The organism is Leuconostoc falkenbergense, from assembly GCF_045801155.1.
GTDB lineage: Bacteria > Bacillota > Bacilli > Lactobacillales > Lactobacillaceae > Leuconostoc > Leuconostoc falkenbergense.
In genome coordinates, this window is record NZ_CP174386.1 from 700,123 (window position 1) to 718,054 (window position 17,932).

A 17,932-nucleotide genomic window follows, 5' to 3' on the forward strand; every position below is an offset into this window, starting at 1 on the left:
AATATTAATATGTCAGAGACAAAAGAGAGTCATCAACCGCAGCAACATGGTTTGAAAAATAGACACGTTCAATTAATTGCTATTGGCGGCACAATTGGGACAGGTTTGTTTATGGGTGCTGGAAATTCAATTCATTTTGCTGGGCCGTCCATACTGTTCGTTTATCTAATCATTGGATTTTTTATGTTTGTTATGATGCGTGCGATTGGCGAGTTGCTATATGCAGATCCAACGCAGCACACTTTTATCACGTTTATTACCAAGTATATTGGTAATCGCGCGGGTTTCTTTGCACGGTGGTCGTATTGGCTAACAATTGTATTTATGGGCATGGCTGAGTTGACAGCTGTTGCAAAATACATTCAGTTTTGGCTACCAGATTTGCCAAGTTGGCTGATTCAAGTCGTGATTTTGGTATTATTGACATGTGTTAATTTGGTTACGGTTGCTTTGTATGGTGAAACGGAATTTTGGTTTGCAATGATTAAAATCGTAGCTATTTTGGCACTGATTGCCACAGGTATCATCATGGCTTTGACGGGCTTTAAAACGACGGTTGGTGATGTTGCATTCAGTAATGTCTGGCATCATTTTAGCCTATTTCCAAATGGTGTTGGTAACTTTATTAATGCTTTTCAAATGGTGATGTTTGCCTTTGTTGGAATGGAATTTATTGGTATGACAACGGCAGAAACTGAGAACCCTCGTGCTGTCTTGCCAAAAGCAATTAATCAAATCCCGTGGCGAATTCTGTTCTTTTACCTGGGTGCATTATTCATTATTATGACGATTTATCCTTGGCAAAAAATTCCTGCTAATCAAAGCCCGTTTGTTATGATATTCCAATTGGCTGGGATTAAATGGGCAGCAGCTTTGGTAAACTTTGTCGTATTAACTAGTGCGGCATCGGCTTTGAATTCGGTGTTATTTAGTGCTAGTCGAAATTTTTATGCCTTGGCCTATCAGTCAAAAGCCTCATTTATAAAACCATTCCGCAAAATGTCTCATGCTAAATTACCGGTGAGAGCAATTTTGTTTACATCTCTAATGATTGCATTTTCTGCAATTATTTCATTAATTCCAACGATTACAAACGCTTTTAGTTTTGTGACAAGTGCATCCACAGATCTGTTTTTGATGATTTATGTGCTTATTTTGATTGCTTATATGCGTTATCCTCAATCAGACAATTATATGCCGGATGGTTTCTTGGTTATTGCGCCAAAGGTTTTGGTGCCAATGGCCATTATATTCTTTGTTTTTGTGTTCATAACCTTATTTTTTAATCCAGAGTCGCGTATTCCGGCGCTTGGTTCAACGATATGGCTCATTGTCTTTGGTTTCATCGCGATGAGGCAGCCTAAAACAATTAGTCTTGAAAAGTAAGTCCTAGTGACTTGCTTTTTTATTTGATAACGATATGATGAATATTAGATTATAAAAAGGAAAAATTCATCATGGCTCATAAAAGAAAACTAAAACGGTCAGAAGTTCCGGTAAATCTGACTTGGAATTTAACTGATATTTTTAAAACGCCGGCAGACTATGAGAAGGCGTGCCAACAAACGACAGATACAATTAATCATTTTTCGTCCTTTAAAGATCATCTGGGTGATAGCGCTCAAAATTTATTGCTTGCAACTGAAAAGTTAGTGAATGTGATCGACGTTAATATTGATAAAACTTGGGCTTATGCAGAACTTTTGTATGCTAGTGACATGACTAATCCAGTTGCTCAGCAAGTTAAAGGGGCATCTGACGAGCTCATGGCAACTTTTTACGCAGGGACAGCTTTTTACAAAATTGAAATATCAGGCATTGAATCCGATAAACTGCAGTCATATATGACGCAAGAGCCAAAATTGTTGCATTATCAATTTTATTTTGACAAAATTCGTTTAAATAGTGCCCATCAATTAACAGCGACAGAAGAAAAATTATTGGGTGTGTTAAACGCAACTCTTCAGAGTCCCAATGATGTTTTTGATACGCTTAATGATATTGATTTGAACTTTGGCACATTGAGAGATGAAAATGGCGATGAAATTGAATTAACCATGGGGAATGCTTCACAGTTTATTCAGTCACAAAATCGCGACATCAGAAAAAAAGCTGTTGATATGATAGCGCACGCGCATATTAGCGTTTCGCATACCATGGCTAAACTTTATAATACCCATGTTCACAGTCAAAATACGATTGCTGCGTTACGTGGCTATCACAGTGCGCGCTCACAGCAATTGGCACAAAACAATATTCCTGAAGCATTGTACGACGTGCTCATTAGTAAAACCCATGAACACATCAATACGGTTTACCGCTACTACGATTTAAGGAAAAAAATGCTTGGGGTTGAGCAATTACATCATTATGACTTATCTGTACCATTAACTGGCAAAGATTTCTTACCAACAACCTATGAAGAGGGGAAAAAGCTGGCACTAGAGGCATTGAAGCCACTTGGTGAGGATTACGTTAACCAAGTGAAAGAGGCATTAAATAATCGCTGGATTGATGTCGCAGAAAATATTGGTAAGTCTTCTGGTGGTTTTGAAATTGGTATTGCAACAGTTCATCCGTATATTTTATTAAATTGGACAAATAAGTTGTATAGCACTAATATTTTGGTGCATGAATTGGGCCACGCGATACATAGTGTCCGAAGTAATCAAACACAACCCGTTCAATATAGTGAAGCGGCAACTTTCAATGCCGAGATTACCTCTACGCTCAACGAAATTTTATTGCAAAATTATCTGATTAAAAAATACCAAAATGACCGTGAAGCGCAAATTTATTTGCGTACAAAATCAATTGCTAGTTTTTTGGGAACATTTGTTACTCAGGTAAAGTTTGCAGAATTTGAGCAAATGACTTACCAAACAGAACAAAATGGTCAAGCCTTGTCATTAACCGTATTGAATCAAATGGCGACACAATTAGAAAAGCAATTTAATGGTGATCGGATTGTTGACGATTATTTAGATGATAGTTACGCATTTCATTTTGCCAGCGTGCCACATTTTTACTACAATTTTTACGTCTATCAATATGCTACAGCGTATGCGGTGGCTAGTGCGATTGCTAATAAAATCTTGAGTGGTGACAAGCAAGCGCTGGATAACTATCGCCGTTTTTTGGCTTCAGGTGGCGTCGATTATCCAGTTAATCTCATTAAGTCAGCAGGGGTTGATATGGTCAGTGGGGAGTATCTTGATAGTGTTTTTGCGAATTTTGAAGAAGATGTTAATACCCTAGAACAACTTTTTTCGACTAAATAAATCGTTATCAATACTTGCGGGGGCTGTCAAGATAACGATGTGGTAAAATAGAATTACTGAAATTGGAAGGAAAATGCGTCGCTGTTTCAGATTATGGTCGGCGCAAACTCATCATGGCTTTTTTAATTGATTTTATTCTACACATTGATGCTCATATTGCTAATTTGGTGCAATCATTTGGTTTATGGACATATCTTATCTTATTTGCAGTCATTTTTATTGAAACTGGCGCAGTCATTATGCCCTTTTTGCCTGGGGATTCTTTGTTATTTGCTGCGGGTGCAATTGCTGCCACGCCGGCTGGACTCAATGCTGGATTGAATCATTGGGTATTTATGTTTGTTTTCTTTTTTGCAGCCGTTTTGGGCGACTCATTGAATTTTTGGATTGGCCGAACAGGTGGGTATCAGCTGATTAGGCACCCATTAATTGGGCGCTTCATTAAAGAGGAGCATATTCGAGAAGCAGAGGGCTTTTTCGAGAAAAAGGGCGCGGTTGCCATCATTATTGCGCGTTACATGCCGATTGTGAGAACCTTTGTGCCGTTTGTGGCAGGTATTAGTCAGTTCCCGTATGGCCGATTTTTGAAAAACAGCGTGATTGCTGCGTTTACGTGGAGTTTGATTGCCACGGGGGCAGGGTACTTGTTTGGCAATATTCCGTTTGTTAAGGCGCATTTCTCTATCATTATTTTAGGGATTGCTCTGGTAACACTGTTGCCAACGATTATTGGCATTATTCGTTCAGCAATGATTTCACGTCGACAAAAAAAATTATCTAAAAAATAATATTTATCATAAAACCACCTGATATACCACTATATCAGGTGGTTTTATGATAAATTCAATTAAGTAATGATTGCTCTCGTGTTACAATAGAAAGAAAATGAGATAGACCCATCGGGAATGCCGGTGGTATGAGATGAAAACATGAATAATATTGAAAAATTACAACAGTTAACCCAAATGACCCGTCAAGAAATTGCTGATGCACTTGATGTTGAAAGTGAAACCGTTTTAGCTTGGGAAAATGAAACCATCATGCCAACGGTCAGTGAACTAGAAGCGCTCAGTGGTATTTTTTCAGCACAATTGGATGCCAAAGGTATCGAGACACAAAAACTAGCGCATCCTATTCACATTCGTTTATCTGTCGACTATTTGTTAAATCTTGGCATAACAATGTCAGATTGGATTACCTTAAAATGGTCATTTGAAGGTCAGTGGGGCTCCGATAAATTAGCAGTTGGCTTTTTTGATAACAATCAATTAACACGAATTGTCGAAACAGAGTCAGAATTTGTTGCCGCTTTTGCTGGCTATTTAATTTTACAAACTGATGGTGAGTTTGAACCCTATATCGATGAATTTAACGATGATAAAGAATATGATTGGCGCTTGATTCGCCATAGTGGTGAAACGTTTACAGACGTAACTCGTATGCTTGTCACGACTGAATTGACGGAGATAAAGCATGGCTGAAAATTTAATTATAGCGACGGATGCTTATAAGTTGACCCACCATTTACAGTATCCTGATAATATTACTAAGTTATATTCTTATGGCGAAGCACGCGTAGGTGGTCAGTTTGATCGAGTAAGCTGGTTTGGGGATGATTTTACATGATTATTTTCATATCAAAATTACTGATGATATGATAGACGAAGCTGAAAAAATGTCTTTACAAACATTTGGAACATCGGCTTACTTTAATCGTAATGTCTGGGAAAAAGTTCGTGACTTGGGCTACTTTCCTGTCACTATCAAGGCATTACCTGAAGGCATGACTGTGCCAACGGGGAATGCGTTATTTACAATTGAAACGACAGCACCGTGGTTTGCCACAACATTGAATGCTTTGGAAGTCATTTTAATGCATGTCTGGTATCCAACGACAATTGCCACTAATTCTATGGTGATAAAAAAACGTTTGCGGCCATTGTTTGAGCAGTCTGGTTCAGTTGATGGTTTGTTTTTAGCGGTGAATGATTTTGGACTGCGAGGCGCTACGAGTTTGGAATCTGGCAAACGCGGTGGCGCTGCGCACTTGTTACATTTTCAAGGATCCGATAATTTGGCGGCGTCGCAATACTTTGAGAATGTATATGGTATTGCGGGTCGGGCTTTGTCCGTTTGGGCGACCGAACATTCGGTTGCAACTGCTTATGGTGATGGACAAGGTGAATTTGATTACGTGAATGCGCAACTTGATCGTGCACCAGAAGATGCTGTTTTGTCGATCGTGATAGATTCTTATGATGCCATCAACTTTGTCAAAAATGTGATTGGATCTGATTCAATGAAGTCAAGAATCATGAAACGTTCAGGTAGAATAGTGTTGCGTCCTGATTCCGGTGATCCTGAACAGATTGATTTAGAGGTATTAAGTTGTTTGGCTGACATTTTTGGTACGGAAACAAACGATAAAGGCTATCGCGTTATTAAACATAATGTTGGTATCATTCAGGGCGACGGTATGAAAGCTGATACCATCGTATCACTTTATGAAAAGCTGCTGGCAGAAGGGTGGTCAGCTGATAATCTGGTCGTTGGTTCTGGTGGTGGTTTGCTACAAGAAGGATTTACACGTGATACCGAACGGTTTGCTATTAAAGCCGCGTATGCCGAGAAATCTAACGGCGATCATCTCAACATTCAAAAAAAGCCTAAAACGGATGTCTCAAAGGCATCAAAATCGGGACGTTTGAAAGTCATTCAGCGTGACCATAAAATCATCACTGTTTCACAAAACGAACCTGGTGAAGATCTATTAGAGGTAGTCTACCATAATGGGATTGTGTCACCAATTAATGGTGCAGACATATTGGCTCGCGCCAACAATCATGAGTGAAAGGACTAATAACAAGTGGGATTAAACTATCATTTTAGTAAACAACCAAGTGAAGACGATATGTCAGTCAAAGTCACACGACTAGATGAAAAAGCCGCAGCACAAGCATGGCGTCAACGTGATAAACGTGATCATCAACCAATTAGTGAACCTGAAACAGGCATGGTTGGGCGTTGCATTAAAGCATTAGGCACTGAATCGGCTATCGGAAAAGATGAAAGAAAAGCGCAAATGCAAGTTTTGTTTCATCAAGGGATGACTAGTTACATTGATTTAGCTTTTGAAATGAACTTAGCAGAATCAACAATAAGACGTTATGGTAAAGAGCTTGGGCTAACATTTATTGATCAAGAATTTTAATCAATATGTTGTTCACAAAACAAGGTTATAAGTTAAGATTAAAGACAAGTAAATAATTACCTTGACATTTTCTAATTTTCAAGGGATAATAGTTAAAAATACTTATATATTTCACATAGAGGTTGCGATTGACATTGCGCCTGCCGGAGCTCTTGTAGGGGTTGATGGTAGGTTAGGGGACGTCGCCGAAATACGTTTTATCTACAAATGAAACGTGTTGGGCTAAGGGTTAAGAACCGTTAGACTGTCGCACACGTGCGGTGAGCTATGGCAACTGTCAAAATTGGTAAATTAAAAAGCCGTTAGACTGTGACCGTGAGGCTCAGACTAATGGCTTTTTATTGTGAATAAGGGGAAAGCATGAGTTATCCAACGAATACGAATCAACATTTAACAATTGAAGACGTCGACACCATTGAATTAGCGCAAAAGTATGGTACACCGCTGTATGTTTATGATGTAAGTCATATCAGACAGACAATCCGTGCTTTTAAGCAAGTATTTGAACAAGAAAAGATTCCATTTGTGATTAGTTATGCTGGAAAAGCATTTGCCACAAAAGCAATCTATCAAGTTGTCGCTCAGGAAGGCATTCATGCAGATGTGGTGTCTGGTGGTGAATTATATACAGCGCTAGCTGCTGGCTTCCCAGCAGCGCATTTAAGTTTTAATGGTAATAATAAAAGTTATGACGAATTGACATTTGCTGTTAAAGAAGGTGTCGGAACCATTATTGTCGATAATTTTTTAGAACTAAAATTACTTTCTGAAATTGCTGAAAAAAATGCCATTAAACAGGACATTCTGTTACGAATTTCGCCTGGCATTTCAGCACATACACACGAGTTTATCAGTACGGGTCAGCAAGATAGTAAATTTGGCTTTGATTTAATATCTGGGCAGGCGAAAGAGGCTTTTGACATCGCCATCAATGATGATCATTTAAACTTACGTGGTTTGCACGCACATATTGGTTCACAAATTTTTGATGTTACTGGTTTTGAACAAAACGCTGCGCTCCTCGCTGACACGGCTAATGCTTGGGGGTGGCAACCTGAAGTCATTAACGCCGGTGGTGGTTTTGGTATTAAATATACTGATGAGGATAAACCGTTACCTGAAAGTGAATTTGCACAGGCTATTATTCGTGTATTGAAAGCAAAAGCTGCTGAATATGATTGGAAAATGCCAGAAATATGGATTGAACCTGGACGCTCAATTGTTGGACCAGCTGGGAAAACACTGTATACAATTGGCTCAAGAAAAGACATTCCTGATATTCGCCATTATTTGGCCGTTGATGGTGGTATGGGTGATAATATTCGACCGGCGTTATATCAAGCTAATTACACAGCGGTGTTAGCTAATCAACCGAATGCTCAAACTGAAGAAGTCGTTCGAGTTGCTGGTAAATATTGTGAATCTGGTGATGTATTAGTCTGGCAACAAGCTTTACCAGCCACAAAACCAGGGGATATCTTAGCGGTAAATGCAACGGGTGCTTATGGTTATGCCATGGCCTCGAATTATAATCGTAATCCCAGACCAGCAGTGGTATTTGTCGAAAACGGCCAACACCAATTGGTTGTAGAACGAGAAACATTTGAACATTTAGTGTCGTTAGACCGAGATTATACTTTAGGAGAATAGTAGAATGCCTGAAAATGAAGCACAACGTTTGATCAACTTTATTGCAAATGCACCCAAAAAAACACCTGTGAAAGTGACCTATAAAGGATCACTTAATGCCGAGGTACCAGACCAAGTCAAACATTTTGGTAATGATATTTTTGGTCAATTGATTGGTGATTGGGCTGATGTTGCGCCATTGATTTCAAATTTGCCAGAAGACAGTGTTTTGATTGAAAATGATTCACGTAATTCAGCAGTACCGTTGCTGGACAAAAAGGCTATCAATGCTCGAATTGAGCCTGGCGCTATTATTCGTGATCAAGTTAGCATTGGTGATTCAGCTGTGATTATGCTTGGTGCCGTCATTAATATTGGTGCCGAGATTGGCGCGGGGACAATGATTGATATGGGAGCCGTCCTTGGTGGCCGTGCGATTGTTGGTAAAAATTCACATATCGGCGCTGGTGCCGTACTGGCGGGTGTGATTGAACCAGCATCTGCCCAACCTGTGCGAGTTGGAGATAATGTTTTGGTTGGTGCAAATGCGGTTGTCATTGAAGGTGTGCAAGTTGGGGATGGAGCCGTTGTTGCTGCTGGTGCGATTGTCACCAAAGATGTACCGGCAAACACGGTGGTTGCTGGTGTACCTGCCAAAGTAATCAAAACAATCGATGAACAAACGCAACAAAAAACCGCTTTAATTGATGCACTAAGGAGTCTTTAATGACAGTTTCTGAAGCAGATATACAGACATTTCGGCGTGAATTACACCAAATACCAGAACTAGCTTTATCTGAATTTCAAACACATGATTATTTGCTCAAAAAAGTTCAGTCATGGCAGACCGATTTTATGACCATAAGAGAGGTACCAGAGCTACCGACAGCTTTGTTAGTAAGATTTGAGGGTTCCCATCCTAAAAGAACAATTGGTTATCGATCAGATATTGATGCTTTGCCAATTACAGAAGATACGCAGCTACCATTTTCTTCAATACACGATGGTCGCATGCATGCCTGCGGGCATGATGTTCACATGAGTTTGGCCTTAGCCATTACTAAATATTTTAGTGAACATCAGCCAGAAGATCATGTCATTATTTTTTTCCAACCAGCAGAAGAAGAAAAGAGTGGTGGAAAATTAGCCTATGACTTGAATTTATTTGAAGGTCAATGGCGACCAGATGAATTCTATGGCATTCATGATCAACCTGATTTGCCTGCTGGCACTTTGAGTACGTTAGCAGGCACTTTATTTGCTGGTACTGCTGAGTTAAAGGTTGATGTAATTGGCCAAGGCGGTCATGCAGCCTATCCTCACTTGGTTCATGATCCAATTGTAGGCGCTGCGGAGTTAATTACAACGTTACAAACAGTTGTTTCGCGTGGTGTTGATCCAATTGAAGGTGGCGTTGTCAGTATTGGCACAATTCAAGGTGGCTTCGCAAATAACGTTATTCCAGATCGTGTTCATTTGGAAGGTACAGTACGTAGCATGACATTAGCTGGATTGAAAACGATGATGTCACGCATTCAAAAAATAGCTGATGGCATTGCTTTAGCCAATGATTTGACTATCGAAGTGTCTTTGGAAAGTGGTAGTTATTTACCAGTGGAAAATGATCCAAAATTGGCTGAAAATTTGATTAATTATATGACGGAAAATGACAATATTAACTTTGAATTAGCCAAGCCTGCTATGACGGGCGAGGATTTTGGGTATTTATTACAGCATATTCCTGGCGTGATGTTGTGGTTAGGCGTAAACGATTCCCATCCACTTCATAGCGCCAAGCTTAACATTGATGAAGCAGCACTGATGCCCGGATTTTTGGCCCTTAAATCCTTTTTAGTTTATCGCATGTCGCAAGGAGATTGAAAATGTACGAAAAAATTCGTTTAATCACCGCAATTGTAACACCGTTTACAGCCGATGACAGTATTGATTATGACTCATTGGATAGTTTGATAGAGCATTTGTTGCAGCATGGTACGCAAGGTTTTGTTGTTGCAGGTACAACCGGCGAATCTCCCACATTAACTCACGAAGAAAAGCTGGCTTTAACCACGCATATTGTCCAACAAGTTAGTGGCCGTGCTTTAGTAATTGCTAACGCTGGCTCTAATAATACTAAAGAGTCTATTATGGCAGCGCGCGAATTAAGCGCTATTACAGGCGTTGATGGTATTTTAGCGGTTACACCTTACTACAATAAACCCAGTCAGGCAGGGATGATCGCCCACTTTGAAGCCATCGCAGACGCCGCTAGCAAACCAGTCATGCTTTACAATATTCCGGGCCGTACCGTGGTTGGTTTGACACTAGATAGTGTTTTAAAGCTTGCAAAGCATCCGAACATCAACGCTATCAAAGAAACAACCTCGGTTGATTTAATTGCAGCTGAAGTTGCTGGTACGACTGATTTCTCAGTTTATACTGGTGAAGATGCGATGACCTTATCAGCTTACGTTGTGGGTGGGGCGGGTACTATTTCAGTTGCTTCACACTTATATGGTGATGAGATGACAGCGTTATTTAAAGCGATGGCTGCAAATAATTGGCAAGAAGCCGGCAGGTTGCAACGGTATTTGACGCCAAGAATGAATGCACTGTTTGCTTACCCATCTCCAGCACCAGTTAAAACAAAACTGGCTGATCTTGGTTTGATTAGAGAAGATGTTCGATTGCCTATTTTAGCCTTGGCTGAAGCTGAAAAGGCACATCTGAATGATTTATTGGAGAATTCATGACAAAAATTATTTTAGCAGGTGGTTTCGGCAAATTAGGTGAGGCGATTCAAAATGGTCTCAAGGCCGATTATGAAATTGTTGGCATTTTAAGTGGTCATCAGCATAATAGTGACATACCAGTTTGGACATCTCTTGAAGACATTGATGTATCAGCAGATATCTGGCTTGATGTGAGCACACCAGCGACCGTATATGAGAACGCCCAGTACGCAATTGCTCATAATATGGCATTAGTCATTGGTGCGACAGGCTTAAGCGATGCGCAAGTCACTCACCTTAAAGCTTCAGCGACAAATGGTATTTTAATTGTCCCAAACTTTAGTTTGTCAGCTGTATTGTTAATGCAATTCTCAAAAACGGCAGCGCAATACTTTCCAGATGTGGAAATTGTTGAAGCACATAACCCCAAAAAAGTGGACTCACCCTCTGGCACTGCAAAACAGACTGCACGGATGATTGCTAGTTCACGACAAAAAGCACCAGCACAAACAAGTGTTGGTGAAGCGCGTGGCGAAAGAGTTGATGATGTGCCTGTGCACGCGATGCGTTTACCAGGTTATATTGCGCAACAAACAGTTTACTTTGGCGGCATTGATGAGCAACTCACCTTGTCACAAAGCACAACTAGTCGTGCTGCGTTTGTGCCAGGTGTCATTATGTCATTAAATGCCGTTACAAAATTAGATCACCTCGTGATTGGCTTAGACCAGTTATTAAACTAAAAAGTTACTTCAGTAGTGAACTGAAGTAACTTTTTTTTATTGATTATAAACACCTTCGGCGATGTCAGCTAAAGTATCGCGAGAAGGAACAAAGAAAAGTTGACCAGATAAAATATCTGAAAAAGTGAGTAAATAATCAGATTGGTCGACCATATTAGTTAGCATGCCCTTGGTAACTGACCAATAGCGTGAATACCCAATGAAATAAGTGCCAGTGTTGCCTGAAGCTGGATCTGAGAATGGTACATTCATGCGAACAATTTTTTGTTCTTCACCATTTTTTTCAAATTTTGACGCAACATTATGGGCATTTTTGAATTTGTCATCATCTTCTAATTCTAGATCGGTAAATTTTTCACGACCAATTGCTTTTTCTTGTGTTTCATTATTAAGTTGGCCCCAAAAGTCCATATTATGACGCCACTTTTGGGCAAAAGCATAAGATCCATTAGTAAAGTTTGGATCTTCATCGCCGATAAGCGCATAATCTGCAGCATCTTCAACAGCTGGTGCTTCCGTACCATCAATAAAACCAATGATTGCACGTCCTTCAAAATAGCGGAATCCCTTAGTTTCATCGACTACGTCAGTGATATTGTTTAGAAAACGCATAAATTGTGTTTGTGCCTCGTAGACAACAGCTTCATTGCTAGCGCGTATATGAAAAAACAAATCACCAGTGGAAGCAGGCATTTCGTATTCTGGGCCCTTAACGCCGCTGAATGTTTCTAATTCAGCAGGTTTAGGTTGATTTGGGAAAAGATATTCCCAAGCTGTTTCACTAAATCCCATGGCAACTTTCAAGCTTGATTCTGTTGCCAAATGAGAATCACGAATGCGTAACGAGCGAATAATTGCCTGTGAGCGATCCGCGAATTCCTGAATTGCCGCTTGTGTTTTTGCGCGATCTATTCTCTTGAACTTGAGTACAGTGAATTGAACATGTTCACCAACATCTTTCCAAACATCTTGCGCTTTTAATGGATTAACTGTCATTTTTCCCTCCAATTATTAAACTAGTGCTATCATACGCCAATTAATTGTTTTAATCAATAATCATTCTAAATAACTCTTTTTGCTACTGTGTCTGAAATCACATAAAATTCATATTTATCATGTAAAATAAACGTAAATAGGTAATAATATTAGTTTTATGATGATTATTTAAGATGATGGCATTATTAATGTTATGATATCAAAAATTGATTAAGGGAGCAGTAATTATGGAAATTAGAATCATCGGCGCTAGTCACGCCGGCATAGCATGTGCGCTACGGGCACGGGAAGAAAATCCAGATAGTAACATCGTCATTTACGAAAAGCAAAAGAGCATTGGCTTTGTAGCGCAAAGTATACCGCTCTATTTAGCTGGCGATAGTAACTTTTTGAAATTATCAAGTTATACCACAATTGCTGAACTAGAAGCAAAACATATTACAGTTAAAACACAAACTGTGATTGATTCTGTTGATCTCAGTAACAAGACCATTCACTATGTTGACATGGTTTATGATGTAGAAAAAGAAGATCACTTTGATAAATTAGTCGTTGCCACTGGCTCGTATCCCAGTCTGTCATTGGTTCAAGATGGTTTTGTAGATAAACTTTATGTTATCAAAAAATTTGAAGACGCGGTTAAAATTAGACAATTAATGGCTGAAAGTCGGAGCTGCATTGTGATTGGTGGTGGTGCAATTGGCATTGAAATGGCTAAAATTTTGAGTGAATTAAAAATTGAAACCACAATTATTCATTCTTCTGATTTCATCTTAAACCGATATTTGGATAAAGAAATTGCGCTTGATATGCAAAATGCATTGGTAGAAAATGGCGTTAAAATTATCACAAATACTTTGATTACCAGCATTGATGAAGAGAATCTAAAGGACAGTAATCGTAAAATTAGCCATGTTAGGACAGCTGATGGTCAACATTTTGAGGCTGACGGTATTATTTATGCAACTGGTTTAGACCCAATTCGTTTCTAGTAGCCAATCAAGTAGCACTGGGCGATCGTGGCGCGATTATCGTAGATGATTACATGCAAACGAGTCATCCAGATGTTTATGCTGTCGGTGATTGTGCGACAACCAAACTAACCAACGTAAAGGAACCAACTTATGTGCCACACGCGAGTGACGCTATTCGACAAGGAGATGTTGCGGGCGCTAATTTAGCAGGCAATACTGTCCAATTGAAATATTCTCAAGGCACATACAAACTGAATTTTGACCGTGACATATCGTTATGCATGTCTGGTTTGACACACGAAAAAGCGAAACAAGAAGGTTTTGATAGCGATGTTGTTACCATAAGAGATCAATATGTCAATGGTAATGCTTTCTTTGAAGCTTATTTGGTTTATGAAAAAGTGACCCACAAAATATTAGGTATACAGTGTAAAGGATCATCCTTTGAGGTTGGCGCGCAAGCAGAGATTATTTCCTTAGCTATCCAAAATAATTTAACGGTTGAAGACCTTCAATACAGTGATTTTTATTTCAAACATGGCTTCAATAATCCTAGAAGTTTTACGCAGATTCTTGCTGATGCGATTCGCCAAAAAGAAAAAGCCGTCAAGTAATGTTGGCGATGGAAAGGAGTGCTGACAATGGTAACAGACCAGAAAATTAGCGAGTTAGACTACTGTTATGTGTCATGGGAACTTTTGCAAGAATTAGAAAAAAACGCCTTTTCCAGAAACGAGTGTATCAGAGCATTTAAAAAAGAGTCAAACGACAGACAATCTTTGATTACAAGTGTTGTGGCATTAATCTTACCAATGACTTTATTGGGAAGTATTGTTTTTTCTAATCGCGCAGCAAGTTTAATGTATGGCAGCACTGGCACGACTGAAAATATTTGGACGCGCGTTGTTGGATTATTAATGTTATCGGCCTTTTTATTTTTAATTGTCTATATGTTGTCAAAAGAATTGTCAAAATATAAGGTGTTTTGGCCAATTAAAAAATTAATTAATCAAGATTTAGAGGCAAACTTACGTTTAGAAGTTGAGGCAATTGATCGAAAAGCTTCAAAAATTATCAACGATTCGATACTTAAGGACTCTAAGATTCCAGATAAATTTTTGTCATCTGAGTTTTTAATGGTCATTATCAAGTATATGGAAAGTGGACAAGCATCATTTATTAAAGAAGCGGTATATGCTTTACAACTTGATCTCAACAATACAGGCTATTATGCCAATATTTTGCCAAAAGAGACGCTTCTACAATTGGAAAAGAAGTATTTATTAGATCCTAATAAGAATTTGACAAAAAAATTGAATTGGCTGAAAAAAATGACTGACAAACATATACAATCAAATACTAAGCAATTTAGTCAAGAAAATATTTTTATTGAAACTGATGATAAAGCATCAAAGTCACAAAATGTGAAAAATTTTGTACAAGACGATTTTTTCGAAAAAGGCAATTGGGGACTTAAATTACGACAACTCGGCATCAATTTTGCTTTCTTAATCGTGCTTGTGTTACCAGTTTTGATATTGTTTAATTCATTAAAAAACGGTAAATTGTGGCAGTCATTGTATCATTGGCAATATCAAGATGGGTTTGATCTTACTAAATTCCTACAAGCTTCAATCTTGATTGCGATTGTCGTTGTGCTTGTATGTAGTTTGGCATTTTTGGTACGAAATAATTATCGTGAACAAAAAATATACCCGAATCAAATCACGTATGATGACGATAAACTTCAGGCGCGAAAGGCAGTCATGGATAAGCTTTACACGAGTAGATATGGTGATAAAAATTTCCGTGAATCAACGAAATATTATGCTGTTAATGAAGAACAAAATATTGATGATCACCTAATTAGTGACTTATTTAAGGAAAGTGGGGTAGAAATTAAATGAAGCAAATTCTGGCAGTTTTTGTGCAAATTTTGACCTTATATCCGATTATTGGCGCTATTGCTTGGACTATTGGTGGCATTTTTTATCGCACAGTGTACGTTGGTAAAATTTTGGATCGTGATTTTAAAAAAATTCGAGTCGAAAAAGAGCCAATGATTACAATCATGATTCCTTGCCATAACGAAGAAATGGTTATTGAAGATACGATTGATTATTTAATGAACGATTTAGAATATCACAATTATGAGGTGCTGGTTTGTGATGATGGCTCAACTGATACAACGCCGGAAATTTTGTCTAGACTAAGTGCTAAGTATCAGAAGTTACGCGTTTTACGTGTCAACAAGAATAAGGGTAAGGCACATGCTTTTAATATCGGGTTATCTTTTTGTCGTGGTGACTATATTTTGAGTAATGATGCGGATACGGTTTGTGCGCCAGACGGATTATGGAAATACATGAATTATTTTTTGCGACCTGGTGGTCAAAATGTTGCTGCTGTCACAGCTAATATGGATGTCCAAAATCGCTCTTTGCTATTGGAAAAATCGCAAACCGTTGAATTTTCCAGCATTGTGGGTATCATTAAACGCTCTCAAATGGGTGTTCTCGGCAATATGTACGCGTACTCCGGCGCTAACACAATGTATCGCAAGAATGCCGTTCTTGATTGTGGGGGATTCCGTCAGGATCGTGCAACCGAAGACATATCGATTGCTTGGGATCAACAATTTAGCGGATGGAAAGCCGTATTTGCACCAGATATTATGTTTTATATGAATGTACCGAGCACGTTAGGTATGCTATATAGTCAAAGAAAGCGGTGGGCAAAGGGTGGCACAGAAGCATGGGTGACTAATTTTTCGCGTATTTTTAAGCATCCTATCAAAAATATTGCTAAAATAGTGCTTCTATTGGATCAAACAGGTAGTATAATATGGAGTTTTTATTATTTGATATTCACCGGTTGGTTGGCGCTCAAGTTATTTTATTTTGTTTTCACTAATGACACGGAGCAACTCATTCACACGTTAGACATGGTTTTTGTCTTCTCAGCATTTATCTCAATGGTTGGGATTTGGCAGTTAGTTGCGTCCTTGGTGCTTGATAATCACGGTGCAAAATTAAAATATCTCTTATTTGCACCCATGTACATGGCTTGGTATTGGCAAATGAATGCCATTACAATAGCTGTCACTTTCATTCCAGCCCTGAAAAGTGTCTTGGGATTAGCTGGACAAGGAACATGGGTTAGCCCAACCAGAACAAAAATGAAAAAATAAATTTGGAGGCAATCATGATTTTGCTAGGAGCAGTGCCACAATTGACCCAAAATACACAGATTAATTTTTGGGTGAGCGTTGCTGTACTTGTATTGTGCTTTTTTGGTATGATATTAGCCAGTATAGTATGCAATCAAAATCGTCGAGAATGGTATCACAAAAGAAATGAAATCACGCAGAAACATCAGTATTTGGTTAATAAAGACTTTGTTGTTAGTGTGTTGGTAGTGGCACTATGTTTGCTTTTTTTCATTTTGATGTTCATGACTTTTGGCGCTCACTTGGTGAGTTGAAACTTTATTGTGTTTCAGGCTGATTTTGGTTGACGGAGGAGAAACATCACATCATTATGAAAATAATAACCAAAATTTCAGTTCAAAAACAAGCTGGTCGATACAACATTGATTTAGATAATCAATTTGCATTTGGTGTATCTGAGAGTGTCCTGATTAAATACGGATTAGCGAAAGGGCGCGAGCTGGATGATGACTTGATTGCTGATATTAAATTGAGCGACGAAGTAGCGAAAGCAATGCGCGTTGCCCTGAACTATCTTGGTCATTCGCTTCGAACAATAAAACAAGTTCAGCAAAAAATGAACGATAAAGAAATTCCTGAACAAGTGCAATTACAAGTGATCAGTCAATTAGAGGCGCAACATTATCTTGATGATCTTAATTACGCCATCCATTATGTTGCCACTAAAAAAACAATTAGTCCAAAGGGACCAATTGTCATTAAAATGGCGCTTAAACAAGCGGGTGTGTCGGATATCAATATTGAAGAAGCATTGGCAACATACACTGATGAGGAACAAATCATCGTTGCAACACAACTCGCCAAGAAAGCAGCTGTTACGTATAAACGAGAATCAACACGCAGTAAGCAACAAAAAATCATTGCGGCACTTGCTAAGAAAGGCTTTTCTTTTGATATTGCACAAAATGTTGTGAGTGATTTAGAGGCAGAAAATGATGAGCAGTCAGAGATAGAAAACATTCAAAGAGAAGCTGATAAATTATGGCGACGCTATCATCGTGACGATAATTCAAAACGCCAGTTTAAAACGAAAAAGGGGCTTTACGCAAAAGGGTATCCTTCCGATTTAATTGACAGTGTGTTGACCAATTTAATGCTGGAAGACGACTAGTAAATTGTGGTATACTGAAATAGAAA

At 38.8% G+C, this 17,932-nt stretch carries 15 protein-coding genes, 2 pseudogenes and 1 riboswitch; of the genes and pseudogenes, 16 read left to right on the forward strand and 1 reads right to left on the reverse strand.

The genetic code is table 11. The features are described 5' to 3' along the window. Positions 1 to 9 precede the first annotated feature (9 nt). The 11 genes and pseudogenes from ACI3ES_RS03470 to dapB all read left to right on the forward strand — a co-directional run bounded on the left by ACI3ES_RS03470 (position 10) and on the right by dapB (position 11,596). Positions 10 to 1,386, forward strand: coding sequence for an amino acid permease (locus tag ACI3ES_RS03470; RefSeq protein ID WP_407632022.1), 1,377 nt, complete (start codon positions 10 to 12; stop codon positions 1,384 to 1,386). A 71-nt stretch (positions 1,387 to 1,457) separates the two neighbouring features. After that, positions 1,458 to 3,281: an oligoendopeptidase F gene (gene pepF / locus ACI3ES_RS03475; RefSeq protein ID WP_267287036.1), complete on the forward strand. Its 1,824-nt coding sequence runs from the start codon at positions 1,458 to 1,460 to the stop codon at positions 3,279 to 3,281. A 113-nt stretch (positions 3,282 to 3,394) separates the two neighbouring features. Further along, positions 3,395 to 4,069 carry a VTT domain-containing protein gene (locus ACI3ES_RS03480; RefSeq protein ID WP_114666544.1) on the forward strand — a complete coding sequence of 225 codons (675 nt, stop codon included), beginning with the start codon at positions 3,395 to 3,397 and terminating at the stop codon, positions 4,067 to 4,069. Positions 4,070 to 4,210: 141 nt separating this feature from the next. Continuing rightward, the gene (locus tag ACI3ES_RS03485; RefSeq protein WP_114666545.1) at positions 4,211 to 4,762 is read left to right on the forward strand and encodes a helix-turn-helix transcriptional regulator; all 552 of its coding nucleotides are present in this window, start codon (positions 4,211 to 4,213) and stop codon (positions 4,760 to 4,762) included. Further along, positions 4,755 to 6,132, forward strand: a pseudogene (locus ACI3ES_RS03490) (nicotinate phosphoribosyltransferase). Before ACI3ES_RS03485 ends, ACI3ES_RS03490 begins: the two are co-directional and overlap by 8 nt. Before the next feature lie 15 nt (positions 6,133 to 6,147). Then, positions 6,148 to 6,492 (forward strand): hypothetical protein, encoded by a 345-nt coding sequence (locus ACI3ES_RS03495; protein ID WP_114666546.1) that lies wholly within the window; start codon positions 6,148 to 6,150, stop codon positions 6,490 to 6,492. 108 nt (positions 6,493 to 6,600) lie between these two features. Continuing rightward, a riboswitch (Lysine riboswitch) is annotated at positions 6,601 to 6,768 on the forward strand. Positions 6,769 to 6,852: 84 nt separating this feature from the next. Further along, positions 6,853 to 8,142, forward strand: coding sequence for a diaminopimelate decarboxylase (gene lysA, locus ACI3ES_RS03500; RefSeq protein ID WP_114666547.1), 1,290 nt, complete (start codon positions 6,853 to 6,855; stop codon positions 8,140 to 8,142). A 4-nt stretch (positions 8,143 to 8,146) separates the two neighbouring features. After that, the gene (dapD, locus tag ACI3ES_RS03505) at positions 8,147 to 8,848 is read left to right on the forward strand and encodes a 2,3,4,5-tetrahydropyridine-2,6-dicarboxylate N-acetyltransferase (RefSeq protein WP_114666548.1); all 702 of its coding nucleotides are present in this window, start codon (positions 8,147 to 8,149) and stop codon (positions 8,846 to 8,848) included. After that, entirely contained in the window at positions 8,848 to 10,002 is a 1,155-nt protein-coding gene (locus tag ACI3ES_RS03510; RefSeq protein ID WP_114666549.1) for an N-acetyldiaminopimelate deacetylase, read from the forward strand. Before dapD ends, ACI3ES_RS03510 begins: the two co-directional genes overlap by 1 nt. A gap of 2 nt (positions 10,003 to 10,004) precedes the next feature. Continuing rightward, positions 10,005 to 10,874 carry a 4-hydroxy-tetrahydrodipicolinate synthase gene (gene dapA / locus ACI3ES_RS03515; protein WP_142511257.1) on the forward strand — a complete coding sequence of 290 codons (870 nt, stop codon included), beginning with the start codon at positions 10,005 to 10,007 and terminating at the stop codon, positions 10,872 to 10,874. Further along, positions 10,871 to 11,596, forward strand: a complete 726-nt coding sequence (dapB, locus tag ACI3ES_RS03520; RefSeq protein WP_114666551.1) for a 4-hydroxy-tetrahydrodipicolinate reductase — start codon at positions 10,871 to 10,873, stop codon at positions 11,594 to 11,596. The genes dapA and dapB overlap by 4 nt, the downstream gene beginning before the upstream one ends. A gap of 36 nt (positions 11,597 to 11,632) precedes the next feature. On the opposite strand, the gene ACI3ES_RS03525 is transcribed toward dapB, so the two are convergent. Further along, positions 11,633 to 12,592, reverse strand: a complete 960-nt coding sequence (locus ACI3ES_RS03525) for a Dyp-type peroxidase (RefSeq protein ID WP_114666552.1) — start codon at positions 12,590 to 12,592, stop codon at positions 11,633 to 11,635. A 227-nt stretch (positions 12,593 to 12,819) separates the two neighbouring features. Here ACI3ES_RS03525 and ACI3ES_RS03530 point away from each other — a divergent pair. The 5 genes and pseudogenes from ACI3ES_RS03530 to recX all read left to right on the forward strand — a co-directional run bounded on the left by ACI3ES_RS03530 (position 12,820) and on the right by recX (position 17,906). After that, positions 12,820 to 14,180, forward strand: a pseudogene (locus tag ACI3ES_RS03530) (FAD-dependent oxidoreductase). Between the two features lie 27 nt (positions 14,181 to 14,207). Next, complete coding sequence (locus tag ACI3ES_RS03535) at positions 14,208 to 15,473, forward strand: hypothetical protein (protein ID WP_242029639.1); 1,266 nt, start codon at positions 14,208 to 14,210, stop codon at positions 15,471 to 15,473. Then, the gene (locus ACI3ES_RS03540; protein ID WP_114666554.1) at positions 15,470 to 16,756 is read left to right on the forward strand and encodes a glycosyltransferase family 2 protein; all 1,287 of its coding nucleotides are present in this window, start codon (positions 15,470 to 15,472) and stop codon (positions 16,754 to 16,756) included. Before ACI3ES_RS03535 ends, ACI3ES_RS03540 begins: the two co-directional genes overlap by 4 nt. A 14-nt stretch (positions 16,757 to 16,770) precedes the next feature. Next, entirely contained in the window at positions 16,771 to 17,049 is a 279-nt protein-coding gene (locus ACI3ES_RS03545) for a hypothetical protein (RefSeq protein WP_004912020.1), read from the forward strand. A gap of 56 nt (positions 17,050 to 17,105) precedes the next feature. Further along, the gene (recX, locus tag ACI3ES_RS03550; protein WP_114666555.1) at positions 17,106 to 17,906 is read left to right on the forward strand and encodes a recombination regulator RecX; all 801 of its coding nucleotides are present in this window, start codon (positions 17,106 to 17,108) and stop codon (positions 17,904 to 17,906) included. Positions 17,907 to 17,932: the final 26 nt, after the last annotated feature.

Bases quoted from the DNA above. Each gene is read 5' to 3' on its own strand.
- ACI3ES_RS03470 (WP_407632022.1), top strand. From the start codon at position 10: ATGTCAGAGACAAAAGAGAGTCATCAACCGCAGCAACATGGTTTGAAA.
- pepF (WP_267287036.1), top strand. From the start codon at position 1,458: ATGGCTCATAAAAGAAAACTAAAACGGTCAGAAGTTCCGGTAAATCTG.
- ACI3ES_RS03480 (WP_114666544.1), top strand. From the start codon at position 3,395: ATGGCTTTTTTAATTGATTTTATTCTACACATTGATGCTCATATTGCT.
- ACI3ES_RS03485 (WP_114666545.1), top strand. From the start codon at position 4,211: ATGAATAATATTGAAAAATTACAACAGTTAACCCAAATGACCCGTCAA.
- lysA (WP_114666547.1), top strand. From the start codon at position 6,853: ATGAGTTATCCAACGAATACGAATCAACATTTAACAATTGAAGACGTC.
- dapD (WP_114666548.1), top strand. From the start codon at position 8,147: ATGCCTGAAAATGAAGCACAACGTTTGATCAACTTTATTGCAAATGCA.
- ACI3ES_RS03510 (WP_114666549.1), top strand. From the start codon at position 8,848: ATGACAGTTTCTGAAGCAGATATACAGACATTTCGGCGTGAATTACAC.
- dapA (WP_142511257.1), top strand. From the start codon at position 10,005: ATGTACGAAAAAATTCGTTTAATCACCGCAATTGTAACACCGTTTACA.
- dapB (WP_114666551.1), top strand. From the start codon at position 10,871: ATGACAAAAATTATTTTAGCAGGTGGTTTCGGCAAATTAGGTGAGGCG.
- ACI3ES_RS03525 (WP_114666552.1), bottom strand. From the start codon at position 12,592: ATGACAGTTAATCCATTAAAAGCGCAAGATGTTTGGAAAGATGTTGGT.
- ACI3ES_RS03535 (WP_242029639.1), top strand. From the start codon at position 14,208: ATGGTAACAGACCAGAAAATTAGCGAGTTAGACTACTGTTATGTGTCA.
- ACI3ES_RS03540 (WP_114666554.1), top strand. From the start codon at position 15,470: ATGAAGCAAATTCTGGCAGTTTTTGTGCAAATTTTGACCTTATATCCG.
- ACI3ES_RS03545 (WP_004912020.1), top strand. From the start codon at position 16,771: ATGATTTTGCTAGGAGCAGTGCCACAATTGACCCAAAATACACAGATT.
- recX (WP_114666555.1), top strand. From the start codon at position 17,106: ATGAAAATAATAACCAAAATTTCAGTTCAAAAACAAGCTGGTCGATAC.